Consider the following 16,276-nt stretch of genomic DNA (forward strand, 5'->3'; position numbering starts at 1 on the left):
ATGGCACGTTTCTTTATTGACCGACCGATCTTCGCCTGGGTCATCGCCATCGTCCTGATGATGGCCGGTGGCCTGTCGATCTATAACCTGGCCGTCGAGCAGTATCCGACGGTCGCGCCGCCCGAGGTCACCATCAGCGCGTCCTATCCGGGCGCCTCGTCGGAAGCGGTGGAAGACTCCGTCACCCAGGTGATCGAGCAGCAGATGAACGGCATCGACAACCTGTTGTACATGTCGTCCACCAGTGACTCCCAGGGCAACGCCTCGATCTCCCTGACGTTTGCCGCCGGCACCGATCCGGACATCGCCCAGGTGCAGGTGCAGAACAAGCTGCAACTGGCCACGCCGCGACTGCCCCAGGTGGTGCAGCAACAGGGCGTGCAGGTCACCAAGTCCTCCGACACCTTCCTGATGGTGGTGGCCTTTACCTCCAGCGACGGCAGCATGGACCGGGCCGACATCGCCGACTACGTGGCCGCCAACATCAAGGACCCGATCAGCCGGACCCAGGGCGTGGGTCAGACCCGTCTGTTTGGTGCCCAATACGCCATGCGGGTGTGGCTCAACCCCAACAAGCTCAACGAATACGGCCTGACACCGGCGGACGTGACCAACGCCATCGCCGTGCAGAACAACCAGGTGGCCGGCGGCCAGTTGGGCGGTACGCCGTCGGTGGACAATCAGCAGATGAACGCCTCAATCATCGTGCAGACGCTGCTGTCCACGCCGGAGGAATTCGGCAAGATCCTGCTCAAGGTCACGCCCGACGGTTCCAAGGTGCGCCTGAACGACGTCGCCCGCGTGAAGCTGGGTGCGGAGAGCTACAACACCGTGGGGCGCTTCAACGGGCATGCGGCCGCCGGTCTGGGGATCAACCTGGCGTCCGGCGCCAACGCGCTGGATACCGCCGAACGCGTACGGGCCCGTCTCGACGAGCTGAAGCAGTACTTCCCCGACGGCCTGGAAATCCAGTATCCGTATGACACCACCCCGTTCGTGAAAATCTCCATCGAGGAGGTGGTCAAAACCCTGTTTGAAGGCATTGCCCTGGTCTTCCTGGTGATGTTCCTGTTCCTGCAGAACTTCCGGGCCACGCTGATTCCGACCATTGCCGTGCCGGTGGTGCTGTTGGGTACGTTTGCGGTGCTCTTCGCATTCGGCTTCTCGGTGAACACCCTGACCATGTTCGGCATGGTGCTGGCGATCGGCCTGTTGGTGGACGACGCCATCGTGGTGGTGGAGAACGTGGAGCGGATCATGTCCGAGGAAGGGCTGGGGCCGCTCGAGGCCACCCGCAAGTCCATGGGCCAGATCACCGGCGCCCTGGTGGGGATTGCCCTGGTGCTGTCGGCGGTGTTCGTGCCCATGGCCTTCTTCCCGGGGTCTACCGGCGCTATCTACCGCCAGTTCTCGATCACCATCGTCTCGGCGATGATCCTGTCGGTGCTGGTGGCGTTGATCCTGACGCCGGCCCTGTGCGCGACCCTGCTCAAGCCCCACAAAGGCGACCACCACACCAAGGGCGGCTTCTTCGGCTGGTTCAACCGGTCGTTCGAGAAAGCCTCCGGCCGTTACCAGGGCCGGGTCGAGAAAATCGTCGGCCGGCGGGGCCGCTATGTGCTGCTGTATGTGGTGATCGTCGGTGTGCTGGCGTTCAGCTTCATGCGCCTGCCCTCCGCGTTCCTGCCGGATGAGGACCAGGGCATCCTGCTGGCCCAGGTGCAGCTGCCGGTCGGGTCTACCCAGGAGCAGACCATCGACGTGCTCAAGAAGATGGAACACCACTTCCTGGTGGATGAGAAAGACGTGGTGCAGTCCATGTTCACCGTGGCCGGCTTCAGCTTTGCCGGCCAGGGCCAGAATTCCGGCCTCGCCTTCGTGCGGCTGAAAGACTGGGAAGACCGCGACCTGAGCAAGGACGGCGTGCAGGCCGTTGTCGGCCGGGCCATGGGGGCCTTCTCGCAGATTCGGGAAGCGGTGATCTATGCCCTTAACCCGCCGTCCATTCCGGCGCTGGGTGTGGCCAGCGGCTTCAACATGCAGCTGCAGGACCGCGGTGGCCAGGGCCATGATGCCCTGGTGCAGGCGGCCCACAAGCTGCTGGCCGAAGCCAACCAGAACCCGGCGCTGATGCAGGTGCGTTACAGCGGCCTGCCGGACGCGCCCCAGTACCGTCTCGACGTGGACCGCCAGAAGGCCAAGGCGATGGGCGTGTCGCTGAGCGACATCAACACCACCCTGCAGGTGGCGTGGGGCTCCAGCTACGTCAACGACTTCACCGACCGCGGTCGGATCAAGAAGGTCTATGTCCAGGCGGATGCGCCCTACCGCATGCTGCCCCACGACATCGACAACTGGTACGTGCGCAACGGCGATGGCGAGATGGTGCCGTTCTCCAGCTTCGCTACCGGCGAGTGGACCTACGGCCCGCAGCAGCTGCAACGCTATAACGGCGTGTCGTCGATGAACATCCAGGGCAACGCAGCGCCCGGCTACAGCACCGGCGACGCCATGAAGGCCATGGAAAAACTGGTCGACGGCCTGCCCGGCGGCTTCGGTGCCCAGTGGACCGGCCTGTCCTACCAGGAGCAGCAGTCCGGCAGTCAGGCCCCGGCGCTGTATGCGCTATCGCTGATTTTCGTCTTCCTGTGCCTGGCCGCGCTGTACGAGAGCTGGTCGATTCCGTTCTCCGTCATGCTGGTGGTGCCGCTGGGGGTCATCGGTGCGGTATTGGCGGCGACGATGCGCGGGCTGGATAACGACGTGTTCTTCCAGGTGGGCCTGCTCACCACCATCGGCCTGTCGTCGAAGAACGCGATCCTGATCGCCGAATTCGCCTTGGAGCTGGAGAAGCAGGGCCGCGGCCTGCTCAAGGCCACGCTGGAAGCGACCCGCATGCGACTGCGGCCGATCCTGATGACTTCGCTGGCCTTCGGCCTGGGCGTCACGCCGCTGATGCTCAGCACCGGCGCCGGTTCCGGCGCGCGGAATGCGATCGGTACGGCCGTGTTCGGTGGTGTCGTCGCGGCCACGGCGCTGGCCATTTTCTTCATCCCGCTGTTCTACGTGCTGGTGCGCCGCCTCTCCGGTGTGCCCTTGAAAGCCAGCGGTGACACCGAGTCCACATCCGATGACCGTGGGGACACCCCGGCACTCGAACAACCGGAGGGCCGTTCATGAAACGACTGACCCCAGCATTGATCATTGCCCTGGGTCTGGGCGGATGCACCCTGATGCCCGACTACCAGCGGCCGGACAACCCGGTCCCTAAGGACGTGGGCGCCAGCAGCCAGGCGCAGGACAGCGTTGTCCTGCCCGGCTGGGAGACCCTGTTCCAGGACAACCAGCTGCGCGCGCTGATCAGCAACGCCCTGGCCAACAACCGTGACCTGCGCCTGGCCATGCTCGACGTCAAAGCCGCGCGGGCCCAGTACGGCATCCAGGGCGCGGATCTGTTCCCGGAGATCGGCGTCAACGCCGACGGCTCCCGTTCGCGGGTGCCGGCCGACCTGAGCAGTACCGGCTCCAGCACCATCACCAGCCAGTACGGCGTCGACCTGGGCGTGGCCTCCTATGAACTGGACCTGTTCGGCCGCGTGCGCAGCCTCAAGGAGTCCGCCCTGCAGACCTACCTCGCCACCGAGGAAGCTCAGCGCAGCGCCAAAATCACTCTGGTCTCCGAAGTGGCCAACGCCTACCTGACCCTGCTGGCGGACAAGCAGAACCTGCGCATCAGCCAGGAGACCGTCGACGCCCAGCAGGAATCCGTCAACCTGGTGCGCAACCGCTACAACGCGGGCCTGGGGTCCGAACTGGACGTGCGCCAGGCGGAAATCGCCCTGGAAACCGCGCGCACCAACCGCGCCCAGTACCGCCGCCTGGTCTCGGAAGATCGCAACGCGCTGGCCGTGCTGGTGGGCGCGCCGGTGCCGGTGATCCCCAACACCAGCGTGATCGATCCGGCCGTCTCCCTGCTGACCGACGTGCCGGCAGGGCTGTCCTCCGATGTGCTGCTGCAGCGCCCGGACATCCAGCAGGCCGAGCACAACCTGAAGTCGGCCAGCGCCAACATCGGCGCGGCCCGGGCGGCGTTCTACCCGAGCATCACCCTGACCGGGTCGGCGGGTACCGCCAGCAGTGAACTGTCCGGCCTGTTCGATGGTGGCTCCGGCGCCTGGTCGTTCGCGCCCAGCATCAACCTGCCGATCTTCACCGCCGGTAAGAACCAGGCCAACCTGGACCTGGCGGAAATCCAGCGGGATCAGCAGGTCGCCCAGTATGAGCTGACCATCCAGAACGCCTTCCAGGAAGTGGCAGACGCCCTCGCGGCCCGCAACTTCCTGGCTGAGCAGGAAACCGCCCAGGCGGCGCTGGTCAAGGCCACCGAACGTTCTCTCAACCTGGCGGAAGATCGCTACGAGGCCGGTGCGGATGATTATCTCGCCGTGCTCGACGCCCGCCGGGAGCTGCTGAGCGCGCGTCAGGCCCTGGTATCCGTCAAGCTGCAGAAGCTGACCAACCGCATCACCCTGTACCGCGCGTTGGGCGGTGGCGAATCGCCGGATCAAGCCACGGTAATCGGGCAGAAGCCGACGCAGGATGAAACCCCGGCACAAGGTTGAACCGGTCCGTCGCAACATGGACCGCGTAGGGTACGGATTCACCCGCAAAGCCCATCTGGCATGGGAACCACAAGGAGTGTCTATGACCATCGGTAAGCCATTCACGATCCTGGTCCTGAGTCTACTCAGTGCCGGCGTCATGGCGGAAGAATCGACGTCCAAACCAGACCCGGACGAGTGGCGGTTCAACCTCGGCGCCGGTGTCGGCGTCGCGCCGGAATACCGCGGTGCCGACACTTACAAGGCCATTCCGATCCCGGTGGTGGAAGCCCGTCTGGGACGGCTGTTCATCAACCCGATTACCGGCATCGGCTGGAACGTGGTGCGGACCGAACAACTGACGATCTCGCCGGTGATTTCCTACGAGCGTGGCCGTGACGACGTTGGCGACATCTCCGAACTCGACAAAGTCGATGACGGCGCCATGGCCGGCGTGCTGCTGAGCTGGACACCCGGACCCTGGCAGTTCAACACCGAGCTGGCGACGCCGGTGGCCGGTGATCTGGAAGGGATTCGCCTGCGCTCCTACCTGCGCTACCGCGGCCGCCTGTCACCGCAATGGAGCTACGGCTTCGGGCCGGGGGCCACCTGGGCCAACGAGAAATGGAACGATGTCCTGTTCGGCGTCTCGGACGCGGAAGCCACCCGCTCAGGACTGGCGGCTTACGATCCCGACGGCGCCTTCCTGCGCGCCAGCCTCAACGGTCGCCTGACCTATCACGTGACGCCGGAGTGGAACGTCTCCTCCATTGCCCGCTACAGCCGGCTCTTCGGCGATGCGGCGGACAGCCCGATTGTCTCGGACGTGGGCGATGCCAATCAATGGTTCGGCAGCCTGATCGTCACCTACAGCTTCTGACACACCGTTTCACGCCCACCGTCCTCCCCCCTGAACCCAACCCTCCCGGACGGTGGGCTTTTTTATCCATCATCACTGCCGCCTCTGAACCGTTCGCCGGACCAATGCCCCCGATCCCGCGTATGCTGTGGTAGAAAGTCCCTCATCGGAGTCGTATGTCATGTTGCTGAACGAGGATCTATCGTCCCCCGCGCGGGTCCATGCCAGCGCCCTGGACTGGGTGCCAAGCCCCCTGGGCGGCGTCGAGCGGCGTATGCTGTTTCGCATTGGCGACGAGAAAGCCCGCGCCACGTCTATCGTGCGCTACGCGCCGGGCAGCCATTTCTCCGCCCATAACCATCCCGGCGGCGAGGAGTTCCTGGTGTTGGAAGGCACCTTTCAGGACGAGAACGGCGATTACCCGGCCGGCTCGTACGTGCGCAATCCGCCGGGCAGCCGGCACACCCCGCGCAGCGACGGCGGCTGCATCATCTTCGTCAAACTCTGGCAGTTCCGCGCGGACGATCTTGAGCCCGTGGTCCGCCGCCCCCGCGAGGGCGAGCGGGCGCCACTGCGCCCGGGTATCGTGGCGGCAAGGCTGCTGTTCGAGGGCGCCGATGAACGCGTGCTCCTTGAGGAATGGCAGCCGGGAGCCGAGGTGGCCCTGGAGGGCTTTCCGGGCCTGGAACTGCTGGTCCTCGACGGCAGGTTCAGCGACGGCACCGACGACCTGGACCGCTACACCTGGCTGCGCCTGCCCGCCGGCGAGTCGCTGAAAGCCCGGGTGGGCCCGGAAGGCGCCCGCGTCTGGTACAAGGTCGCGCCGCTGATGCACGAGCGGGTCTGCGCCTTCGATGAATGATTTCCTGGTGCTCAGGGGGAAGCTATGGCGATCCTGGACCATTGGGCGCGACGCTTACGAGTGACGCACCATTGAAAGGTGCTACCAGGTCGTCAGGCGGTCGAGAAGCGATGAAACGCGCCCTTTCCGTTTAAGCTCCGTGTTCTTCATCACGATCAAGAGGTCAACAGCACCCGAAAAATCGGGCCCGAAAGGAATACGCTCCAGGGCATCGCGCGTTGCTGGGTAGAAATGCCACAAGGAGCTGGCCAGCTCATTTTCCAGTTGCCCCGGACCCCAGCCGAAGGTGCCGATGCCGCAAACAGGAACGTGATGGGCGGCGTTATCGATAAAGGCCTGCTCGTCAAAATTCAGCGCCAGGGATGCATTGCGGATGGTGCTTTTGTAGTTTTCCGGATTGCGACCCATTATCCAGGGTCGATCATCGGCAACCGGGCCACCGGCAAGAACTTTGGTTGTCACCAATTCCTTAGAGGAGAGATGCGAAAGAAGGGGAGAAATCCCGGCGATTTCGTCCAGGCCTTTGCTGTAGTTCTTGTTCATCGAGACGCCGACAGCACCGTCGCTCGAGTGCTGGACGATGTAGATGGCCCTGCCTGCAATGGACTCAAATTTCGGCATCTCGGATAGCGCCGGATTGGCAATCAATAGCCCGTCTTCCAGAAATGAAGACATTCACCCTTCTCCTTGAGTTGTTGATCGATGGCCCTGAAACTCAGGCCATACTTCCCTTTCTTTATCGTGATTGAGGCGCTGGGCTCAGCCGGGGTTGTCGGCAGATTTTGCAAGGCCTGACGCCAGGGCTTCAGAACTCGCCGCGCTCGTGCCGTTCGGCAATCTCCTTGAACAGATCGAACAGGCCGTCGTCGAACAACCAGGGATCGCCCATTTCGAACATTTGACAAAAAGGGCCTTCCGATTGGGTTGAATGCTCAATCCTGTTTAAGTTGTCGAAGGAATAGCCCGGTGTATAGCGACCGCCATAAGCTGCACCACGAGTGACACCGAGAACTTCGCCGTCGATTTCCTCGCGGATATTGAACTTGCCTCTCGGGATGGCGTTTGGATCGTCAGGGTGCAGAAAGAAGCGGTCTATGGAATCGATAAACCATCTTACGCCGGCTATTGGGTATTCGTACTGCTGGTAAACGAACTCCCCTGGCGATGAGTCGTCTGGAGCCAGCCATTCTTTAATCGAGATAATTAGATGTCGATCATAGATAAAGAAATGCCAAATCTGAGGGTAGTTTGGCGTGCTATGAGCTTCATCTTTACTTTGACCAACTTTTTGGTAGCCACGAGGAGGCGAATCTGGGTCAATAAAAGGCCAGGGGGGTAATCTCGAATACTGCATGTCACGCTCCAAAATCGATAGGGACTAAATCGACAAGCTCAACGTAAGCGTCGTTTCCGCCTTTACCGCCGTTGGTCATATAGTCAAAGGTTTTTGGGTTTTTTTCATAAGTGAGCGTTTCAAGGGCACCGTAAACTCGGTTGTCACTCGAGAAGGCCGTATGTTTGGTTAGACCGTTGCCCAAAAAGTGCTCATTAGCTCCGGTATCGCGTTGGATTCGGAGGCGAGTTTCAAAAGCATTTATTTCGTCAGAGTTGAGCCCCCGATTTTTTAGATGACGCCGTCGAACACGCGGGCTTGACCACTCATCGTCTCCCATATCCTTAACAAGCGTTTCGTACTTGGCCTGATACTCCGGCGTCATCACCTCATCCAGTAAACCATCCAGTTCCGTATAGCCATCCAGTTTTTCGCGTGCAAACGCCTTCAGGTTATCGAATGTCGGGATTATCGTCCTGGCATCCGCCTGCTTGATGGCGGCCTCCCGGTCGATGATCGCCAACTTGTAGTTTGCGTCAGGTTTGTACTCGATCCCCAACTGCTCGGCAATCAGCTTAGGGCAGGTGTCGGACGGTTCGATCTGGTCCAGGGTGGTGGACCAGTAGCGGACTGTACCATCCGCACCGGGGCGACCCAGAGTGCCGGCCATGGCGCCTTCGGGCTTTTTGTAGCCGTCCACATGATGGGTTTCTACCAGACGGACGATAAAGCGGTCGTTATCCAGACCCTCTTGGGCGAGCTGAAGCAGTTCCTCCTGAGTGTATTTTGGCGTGAAACCTCCCTGTGCCAACAGACGCTGACGGGCGGCTTTCAAAGCGGTGACGGCATCTTCCAGGCTGTTCACGATGAGTCGCCGGCTGGCCAGGGAGCGTTCCTTTAACTCGGGGCCTTCGGGACGCGGGCGGCAAACGCTCTCGCAACGGCCATCAGTGGCTACGGAATAATGGTAACGGGTTTGCCGCGCGATCTTCAGTCGTTTGGCCAGGTTGCGTAAGGGCGCGGCTAAAGGGGCCAGTTTTTTCAGGTAACGGGGCGCCGACGCGACTGCACCGGCCCCTCCCGTAGCGGCTGCGAGGAGGATGCCCAGTACAACATCGAAGCCCAGCCCACCGGCTGAGAAACTGATCTCGGTGCTGTCCTGCACCTGTGCGAATTCGACGGCAAAACGCCCCAGCATGTCACGGGACTCCGGATCGTCCAGCAGCAGGGCAGTGATCTCATAAGCTTCCGTCAGGTCTTCCCAGCGAATATCGGCAGGGTCGAAACCGAGCGCCTCGACCAGGGCGGCTTTATTGGCCTCATCGAAGCGTTGTTTGAAGTCGTGGACCCAAGCCTGGTCGGAGCCATTCAGCGTTGCGTCCCAGGCGGCCTCGAGGGCATGCCGGAACTGCTGCATCGGGGTGAGGTTGCCAACGGCTGCGGCCGTGTGCACGAATCCGACGGCACTCTCCCAGAGCCCCTTCAGGCCGAACACCACATGCACGCCAGCATTGAAGGTCAAAGGCAGGTCCGCCGTGCTGGCATCGAGGCGTGCCGCTTCCCTGCGCTCTCGGGAGACCATGGCATCCAGTTGGGCCTGGAGTTGCTGACGCAGCAGGGCGATGGACCCCGCTGGCGCCGGGTCGCCGAAACGGACATCCACCACAGGATCCAGCAGCCCCGTCACCTGTGCTTGGCCCTGATCGTCCAATGTGCCCGAGCGAAAGTCATTCAGGCCCGTGATGGCAAAAGGAGCACCGGCGACACTGCTGCCATCCGGCCAGCGGTAGAGCAGATCCAGCGTCCGCTGTCCGGATTCGATCGGGGAGTTTTGGGGAGGTGGAGCCTGATAGGCCGGCTCGGCGGCCGGGGCAAGACTGTCACCCTGTAAAGGGGCGCCGCCGATGCCGCTGCTTGCCCGACCTTCCCAATGAGCATCCAGGGCCTGGACTAGTCTGGGCGGTAGATTGGCCACCGTCGATCCAGATTCCGGACGTCGGTTCAGGAAGATCCCGGGGCTGGCACCGCTGGCGTCAAACAGGATCTGTTCGCCTTGCGCCAGTTGCTCTATCAAGCGCGACGGCTTTTGGCGGGGATCCAGATTCTCGATGGGCGTGTCGGTGACGGCATGCGGGTTGAGGATTCGCTTGACGATATCCACCGCGCTTTGCGGATGGACGAGGGTCACCAAGGCGTCGGAAGAACGTGGTAACTCCTCCACGCTCGCAAGACGGTAACTCATGAACTCCAATTCTTGAGATTTTCGGGATGCTGGCGTCCTGCCAACATGACAGCGTTACACTAGCCGATCCGGCGGATGGCGACAATCTCAATCATCTTGCGTTTTGCTGTCCAACCGGCATGATCGTCCCCATGCTGCCGATCGATACCCTACTCCCCGATTTACGCGCCACCCTCGAGGCGCACACCACCGTCCTGCTCCAGGCACCGCCGGGTGCGGGTAAGACCACCCGCGTGCCGCTGGCCCTGCTGGACTGCGACTGGCGCGACGACCGCCGCATCCTGATGCTCGAACCCCGCCGCATCGCGGCGCGCGCCGCCGCGCGCTTCATGACCGGCCAACTGGGCGAGAAGCCCGGCGAAACGGTCGGCTACCGCACCCGGCTGGACACCAAGGTTTCCGCCCGCACCCGCATCGAAGTGGTCACCGAAGGCATCCTAACCCGCCTGATCCAGCAGGACCCGGCGCTGGAGGACTACGCCGCCATCCTGTTCGACGAATTCCACGAACGTTCCCTGCAGGCGGATCTCGGGCTGGCGTTGGTGCGCGAATCCCAGCAGGCGCTGCGGGACGACCTGCGGGTGGTGGTCATGTCCGCCACGCTGGATACCGCGCCGCTCGCCCAATTGCTGGACGACGCGCCGGTGCTCACCAGCGAGGGCCGGGCGTATCCCGTGGACGTCCATTACCGGCCGCTCCCGCCGGCTTCGGGGCGGCCGCCCCGTATTGTGGATCATGTGGCCGCGATCATCCGGGAAGCGCTGGATACGGAAATGGGCTCGATCCTCACTTTTCTCCCCGGTGCCGGTGAAATCCGCCAGGTGGAGCGGCTGATGCGTCCCCATTTGCCACCGGGCACCCACCTGACCCCACTTTATGGCAATTTGAAGGGCGAGGAGCAGGACCGCGCCATCCAGCCCGCTCCTGAAGGCGAGCGCAAGATCGTGCTGGCTACCGCCATCGCCGAAACCAGCCTGACGATCGAGGGCGTGCGGGTGGTGATCGACGCGGGCCAGGCCCGCCGCGCGGTGTTCGACCCCAACAGCGGCATGACCCGCCTGATCACCGGCCGCGTCTCCCAGGCGGCCGCCGAACAGCGCAAGGGCCGCGCCGGACGCGTCGAATCGGGCGTGTGCTACCGCCTGTGGAGCGAGTCCGAACAACAGGGGCTGCCCGCCTTCACCCCACCGGAAATCCTCGAAGCCGACCTGGCGCCCCTGGCTCTGGAACTGGCCCAGTGGGGCGCGCGGGACCCGGGCGATCTGGAATGGCTCGACCCGCCGCCGGCCGCTCACTGGGCGCAGGCGGTGGACCTTCTGCAATGGCTCGATTTGCTGGACAGCGACGGCGCCATCACTGACCACGGCCGCCGCGCCCGGGAGCTGGGCATTCATCCGCGGCTGGCACACATGGTCCTCAAGGGACGCGAACTGGGTTATCCACAGACTGCGGCCCGACTGGCCGCATTACTGGGTGACCGGGACCTGCTGGGGCCCGGGGCCGGTGCCGATCTCACCCACCGCCTGCAGGTACTGACCGGCGAGTACCGCGCCCTCAACCTGGACCGGGCCCGGCTGGACGCCCTCAAACGCGCGGCGGATCGGCTGCTGCCGGAGAAGGGCGCCCGGGATGTGGATAACTCGATGCCCGCAGGCCGTCTGTTAGCCCTCGCTTACCCGGATCGTATTGCCCTACGGCGCACCGGCGATGCCAACCGCTACCAGCTCAGCAACGGCCGCGGCGCCCGCCTGAACGACGAAGACGCCCTCGGTCGGGAAGACTGGCTGGTCGCCGCCGACCTGGACGGCCAGGCCCGGGAAGCCCGCATCTTCCTCGCCGCCGCCACCGACCGCGCCACCCTGGAAACCGGTCTGGCCACCCACATCGAGACTGCCGACGAGGCCCGCTGGGACGACGCCAGAGGCACCGTCATCGCCCGCCGGGTCAAACGCCTGGGCGCGCTGGTGCTGGAACAGAAACCCCTGCCGGACCCGAGCCCCGAGCAGATCCAGCTCGGCCTGCTCACCGCCGTCCGCGAAATGGGCCTGGACAGCCTGCCCTGGACCGACGCCGCCCGGCAGTGGCGCGCCCGCGTGCAGCACATGAAGGCCCTGGAGCCGGACGCTTGGCCGGACACAGCCGACATGGCCCTGCTCAACACCCTCGACCAGTGGCTCGCCCCGTTCCTGGCCGGCGTGCGCAACTGGAAAGGCCTGCAACAGATCAACCTCATCGACGCCCTGCAAAGCCAGTTGGACTACACCCAGCAGCAGACCCTCAAGCGGGACTTACCCACAACCCTCGAAATCCCCACCGGCCAACAGATCCGCCTCGACTACACCGCCGAGAACGGCCCCGTCCTGGCCGCCAAGCTCCAGGCCCTGTTCGGCTGGACCGACACCCCCCAACTCGCCAACGGCCGCCTGCCCGTCGTCATCCACCTCCTATCCCCAGCCCAACGCCCCCTGGCCGTCACCGCCGACCTCGCCAACTTCTGGCTGGAAGTTTATCCACAGGTGAGGAAGGAACAGCGTGGGCGCTATCCGAAGCACCCGTGGCCGGAAGATCCGTTGACGGCCGAGGCGAAGATGGGAACGAAGAAGTCGGGGAAGTGAAGTTGAACACGCGAAAAGGAGCGGAGTTCAGCGACAAACTGCACGAAAAGTCCGAAGCCTGTCAAAGCTAACAACTGTAATAGATTGATATTGTTTGTTTTATGGCGGCATGTGCATTTACGGCTGAGTGTTATACAACACGGAGTTATCCTCGTTTTGTCGGAAAAGCCCAAAGCGTGAAACCGGCTTCTGGCCTTACGTGACTGAAAGGGCTACGCTTTTCTGAGATTGGAGTGTTTCGCGCTGCGGAGTTATCCGCGTGGGTGATATACGACAAAGTCAGTTGAATTAGCTGTTATGCGGCAATACGAATATCGGAGTTAATTTTTGAAGCCTACATCTGAACAGCAGCGAAACCGATTGGTTTCTGAACTACTTAAAGACTTATCGGAAGATAACCTTGCAATTTTTGCTGGCGCGGGGCTATCTGCTCCCGCAGGATTTGTAAGTTGGTCTGAACTGCTTCGGCCCATAGCAGAAGAGCTGGAGTTAGAGGTTGAACGAGAAACGGACTTGGTTGCTTTAGCCCAGTATCATTGCAACTCAAATTTGGCAAATAGGGGAAAGCTCAATCAACTTTTGATCAATGAGTTATCGGACGAGGCGGAAATCACAGCGAATCACAAGATTCTTGCAAAGCTTCCAGTCTCAACGTATTGGACCACTAATTATGACAAGCTTATTGAAAAGGCCTTAACCGAAGCGGGAAAGATACCGGACACAAAGCATCGGATTAAGCAGCTGAGTTTTACTAAGCGAGGCCGTGATGCCGTTGTTTATAAAATGCATGGGGATATTGATCATCCGGATGAGGCTGTGCTTACAAAAGATGATTACGAGAACTATCACGTCAGAATGCAGCCATTCATTAATGCTTTAAGCGGTGATCTGGTCTCTAAAACGTTTCTATTTCTCGGGTTTAGTTTTACAGACCCAAATCTAGATTACATTCTTAGCCGGGTAAGGGTTGCTTACTCGACTGACCAAAGACAACATTATTGTATACAGAGGGTAGTTGTAGCAGAAGCTGATGAAGAGCAGGCAGATACAGAATACAGAGAGCGAAAGCAGGAGCTATTCATACAAGATTTGCTTCGGTTCGGTATAAAAACGATATTGGTCTCAGACTATTCAGAAATTACTGAAATTCTTCGAAAGCTTGAGTGGGCATATAGACGTAAGACGATTTTTTTATCTGGTGCGGCACACGAGTATGGTCGATGGGCCCCTTCAGAGGCGGAAAATTTTATTTACTCCCTGGCCAAAGACATCGCAGCTCTCGATTTTAGAATTGTCTCCGGCTTTGGGCTAGGTGTGGGAAGCTCGGTTATTACAGGTGTTCTAGAGCATGTGTATATGAGCGGAAAGCGGCTCGACTCTGATCAGTTGATTCTTAGGCCTTTTCCCCAATCCGAAATCGGGTCTCGATCAATCTCTGAAGTATGGCATGAGTATCGTACTGATATGATTTCATACTCCGGAATAGCCATATTCCTTTTTGGGAATAAATTGAAGAATGATGAGGTCGTGCTTTCTGACGGGCTAATTAAAGAGTATGAAATAGCAAAAGCCAATGACCTTCTTCTGCTTCCCGTTGGGGCTACGGAGTATGCGACGCGTGAGATTTATTCCACACTAATAAAAGAAGGTTATTTTGATAGCTTTGAGTTCCCGGCTAAAGCTCGAAAATATATAGATCAGCTGGGTGATGTTAATGCAGATCTTTCAACGATTAAAAATTCAGTTATTGATTTACTAAAGTCTTTGAAATGAGGAGGTCAGTATGACCAAGCGAAATTGTTTTTATAGCTTTCATTATTTGCCAGATAATTGGCGCGCTGGGACAGTGCGTAGTATTGGAGCAATAGACGGAAATAAGCCGACAACCGACAACAATTGGGAAGAAGTTAAAAAAGGCGGGGATTCTGCAATTAAAAAATGGATTGCAGACGAAATGTCCGGGAAATCATGCGTTGTTGTACTTGTCGGGAGCAATACCGCCGGGCGAAAATGGATTAATCATGAAATAATTAAAGGATGGGATGATGGCAAGGGAGTTGTCGGAATTTATATCCATGGACTAAAAGACAGCAATGGAAATATTTCAACCAAAGGTGACAACCCCTTTGACTCAATTGGTTATGGAAATACGGGAAAGAAATTGTCATCCATCGTGAAATGTTATAATCCGCCAGGATCAACAAGCCAAGAAAAATATGACTGGATAAAAACACATATCGCGAATGCGGTAGAAGAGGCGATACGCATCAGAAAAGAAAATTGATGCTTTGGTGCATGAAAGTTGCCGCATAACCAGGCCAAGCACAGCGACAGCCTTTCCGTTGCGGCTTCGCCTACACTCCAAGGCTGCGCGTGTTGGTGGCGTTGGGCGGCTTGCCGACATGTCGGAAATCCCAGAGGGATAAGGTGCAGCTTTGGAATCAAAATTGAAGGAAGTGAGGCAAAGGACTGCCGCGTTAAGAGAGCGACTAGAAAAGAGGCAGCATGAGGTTCGGGAAGCCCAGTTCATTGAGCACGACCCGAAGAAACTGGAAGAATTGGAGGCTCTCGCAAAGGAAGATGTTCAGGAAATGCGCGATATAGAGGCGCAAACTAACGATCTCGAAGACACGATGCGAGAGATAGATAGTGACTTCAAGAATCTGGCAAATGTAGTTCTAACAACGTCAACAGTCTTTTTGGGTTTAACTGCCACATTCAGCTCCAGCCTCATACCGGCGGAACCGAAGGCAATTTATTGGCTTGTCGGTGCATGGTTTTTTTTGGCAGCCAGTATTATTGCATTCCCCTTAGGATCGCTTTTCAAAATCGTTGATCGCCTCGAAATGTTTCCGCCAAGATTGAGTGGACCGTTCATCGTTGGGGCACTCATGGGCTGCGGCTTCGGTTTTTTCATAGTTGGGATTGTGGCATTTCTCATCTTTGCAATTTTGAATATTCCAGGCCTCTGATCTATGGGTAGCGTCACTAGGAATTTGAAACCAGCGCCCAACAAGGGGCTGCAGCGGACCGCTTTTCCGGCGCGGTGCGCCTCCAAATCGGTCGCTGAGCCCAGACGTTATGTGTAATTAGGAATCATGGAGTTGAGTATCAAGATATTTCTTTCCCGTCTTTTCCGCTGGGAGAAAGGCCGGCAAAACACGGGATACGATAAGATGCTCGTCGGGGCCGGTTTTTGGCCAAATCCTTTTGACGTGTACCTGCTCCGATTCCGAGAGGGTCAGGGTATACCGCCCCATGTCGATCAAGTTAATAGCGGAGAGCATTACCGGTTTAACCTGGTGCTCAAGCAGCCAAAGTCTGGTGGCCTCTTTCGGTGCAGCAACCCGATTTTTGAGAGCTCAAGGATCAAACTCTTCCGGTCTGATATTTCTGAGCACTCAGTGACGCCAGTCAAGCAGGGGAGTCGTTATGTGCTCAGCATTGGATGGGTTAAAAACACATAACAATGTGGTCAACGGGACGCCAACTACGCTGCGCTCCGTTGGCGCCCATTACCACTGGCGTTAAATTGGAATAGTAATGATCTCTAGAGTCGTATCTGCAATATTGCTACTGCTCCTAACTAATGTTTCGAAGGCTGAGCCGCGACTGCTCGGCAACTGGAAATCTTCCCTAGCCCGGATTTCTCATAGCGACCCAGCAAGTCTCGCAGGCTGGGTAGATTAGCGCCATGACCGCTCAGCTGCGGGCGTGATTGCCTAATAATTGGTCAATTTCTGTTATCCGGACACACTGCCCCC

Annotated in this window: 11 protein-coding genes; 8 read left to right on the top strand and 3 right to left on the bottom strand. The window is 59.4% G+C overall.

Annotated elements, in window-relative coordinates; translation table 11 throughout:
• From EB809_RS19555 to EB809_RS19570, 4 genes are all read left to right on the top strand, one after another.
• Nucleotides 1-3,180: an efflux RND transporter permease subunit gene (locus EB809_RS19555; protein ID WP_123636537.1), complete on the top strand. Its 3,180-nt coding sequence runs from the start codon at nucleotides 1-3 to the stop codon at nucleotides 3,178-3,180.
• Entirely contained in the window at nucleotides 3,177-4,622 is a 1,446-nt protein-coding gene (locus EB809_RS19560; RefSeq protein WP_123636538.1) for an efflux transporter outer membrane subunit, read from the top strand. Before EB809_RS19555 ends, EB809_RS19560 begins: the two co-directional genes overlap by 4 nt.
• A gap of 82 nt (nucleotides 4,623-4,704) precedes the next feature.
• Nucleotides 4,705-5,481, top strand: coding sequence for a MipA/OmpV family protein (locus EB809_RS19565; RefSeq protein WP_123636539.1), 777 nt, complete (start codon nucleotides 4,705-4,707; stop codon nucleotides 5,479-5,481).
• A gap of 160 nt (nucleotides 5,482-5,641) precedes the next feature.
• A complete protein-coding gene (locus EB809_RS19570) occupies nucleotides 5,642-6,322 on the top strand; it encodes a cupin domain-containing protein (RefSeq protein WP_123636549.1) in 681 nt (226 codons plus the stop codon).
• An 81-nt stretch (nucleotides 6,323-6,403) separates the two neighbouring features.
• On the opposite strand, the gene EB809_RS19575 is transcribed toward EB809_RS19570, so the two are convergent.
• The 3 genes from EB809_RS19575 to EB809_RS19585 all read right to left on the bottom strand — a co-directional run bounded on the left by EB809_RS19575 (nucleotide 6,404) and on the right by EB809_RS19585 (nucleotide 9,897).
• Entirely contained in the window at nucleotides 6,404-6,997 is a 594-nt protein-coding gene (locus EB809_RS19575; protein WP_123636540.1) for a YqgE/AlgH family protein, read from the bottom strand.
• A 130-nt stretch (nucleotides 6,998-7,127) separates the two neighbouring features.
• Nucleotides 7,128-7,676, bottom strand: coding sequence for a hypothetical protein (locus tag EB809_RS19580; protein WP_123636541.1), 549 nt, complete (start codon nucleotides 7,674-7,676; stop codon nucleotides 7,128-7,130).
• 1 nt (nucleotide 7,677) lies between these two features.
• A complete protein-coding gene (locus EB809_RS19585) occupies nucleotides 7,678-9,897 on the bottom strand; it encodes a hypothetical protein (protein ID WP_123636542.1) in 2,220 nt (739 codons plus the stop codon).
• A 131-nt stretch (nucleotides 9,898-10,028) separates the two neighbouring features.
• On the opposite strand from EB809_RS19585, the gene hrpB reads away from it, so the two are divergent.
• The 4 genes from hrpB to EB809_RS19605 all read left to right on the top strand — a co-directional run bounded on the left by hrpB (nucleotide 10,029) and on the right by EB809_RS19605 (nucleotide 15,484).
• The gene (gene hrpB / locus EB809_RS19590) at nucleotides 10,029-12,512 is read left to right on the top strand and encodes an ATP-dependent helicase HrpB (RefSeq protein ID WP_123636543.1); all 2,484 of its coding nucleotides are present in this window, start codon (nucleotides 10,029-10,031) and stop codon (nucleotides 12,510-12,512) included.
• 327 nt (nucleotides 12,513-12,839) lie between these two features.
• Nucleotides 12,840-14,285 (top strand): SIR2 family protein, encoded by a 1,446-nt coding sequence (locus tag EB809_RS19595; RefSeq protein WP_123636544.1) that lies wholly within the window; start codon nucleotides 12,840-12,842, stop codon nucleotides 14,283-14,285.
• A gap of 10 nt (nucleotides 14,286-14,295) precedes the next feature.
• Nucleotides 14,296-14,796: a TIR domain-containing protein gene (locus EB809_RS19600; RefSeq protein WP_123636545.1), complete on the top strand. Its 501-nt coding sequence runs from the start codon at nucleotides 14,296-14,298 to the stop codon at nucleotides 14,794-14,796.
• 151 nt (nucleotides 14,797-14,947) lie between these two features.
• Nucleotides 14,948-15,484 carry a hypothetical protein gene (locus tag EB809_RS19605; RefSeq protein ID WP_123636546.1) on the top strand — a complete coding sequence of 179 codons (537 nt, stop codon included), beginning with the start codon at nucleotides 14,948-14,950 and terminating at the stop codon, nucleotides 15,482-15,484.
• Nucleotides 15,485-16,276: the final 792 nt, after the last annotated feature.

The organism is Marinobacter sp. R17 (assembly GCF_003789045.1).
GTDB classification, from domain to species: domain Bacteria; phylum Pseudomonadota; class Gammaproteobacteria; order Pseudomonadales; family Oleiphilaceae; genus Marinobacter_A; species Marinobacter_A mangrovi.

Bases quoted from the DNA above. Each gene is read 5' to 3' on its own strand.
- EB809_RS19555 (WP_123636537.1), top strand. From the start codon at position 1: ATGGCACGTTTCTTTATTGACCGACCGATCTTCGCCTGGGTCATCGCC.
- EB809_RS19560 (WP_123636538.1), top strand. From the start codon at position 3,177: ATGAAACGACTGACCCCAGCATTGATCATTGCCCTGGGTCTGGGCGGA.
- EB809_RS19565 (WP_123636539.1), top strand. From the start codon at position 4,705: ATGACCATCGGTAAGCCATTCACGATCCTGGTCCTGAGTCTACTCAGT.
- EB809_RS19570 (WP_123636549.1), top strand. From the start codon at position 5,642: ATGTTGCTGAACGAGGATCTATCGTCCCCCGCGCGGGTCCATGCCAGC.
- EB809_RS19575 (WP_123636540.1), bottom strand. From the start codon at position 6,997: ATGTCTTCATTTCTGGAAGACGGGCTATTGATTGCCAATCCGGCGCTA.
- EB809_RS19580 (WP_123636541.1), bottom strand. From the start codon at position 7,676: ATGCAGTATTCGAGATTACCCCCCTGGCCTTTTATTGACCCAGATTCG.
- EB809_RS19585 (WP_123636542.1), bottom strand. From the start codon at position 9,897: ATGAGTTACCGTCTTGCGAGCGTGGAGGAGTTACCACGTTCTTCCGAC.
- hrpB (WP_123636543.1), top strand. From the start codon at position 10,029: ATGCTGCCGATCGATACCCTACTCCCCGATTTACGCGCCACCCTCGAG.
- EB809_RS19600 (WP_123636545.1), top strand. From the start codon at position 14,296: ATGACCAAGCGAAATTGTTTTTATAGCTTTCATTATTTGCCAGATAAT.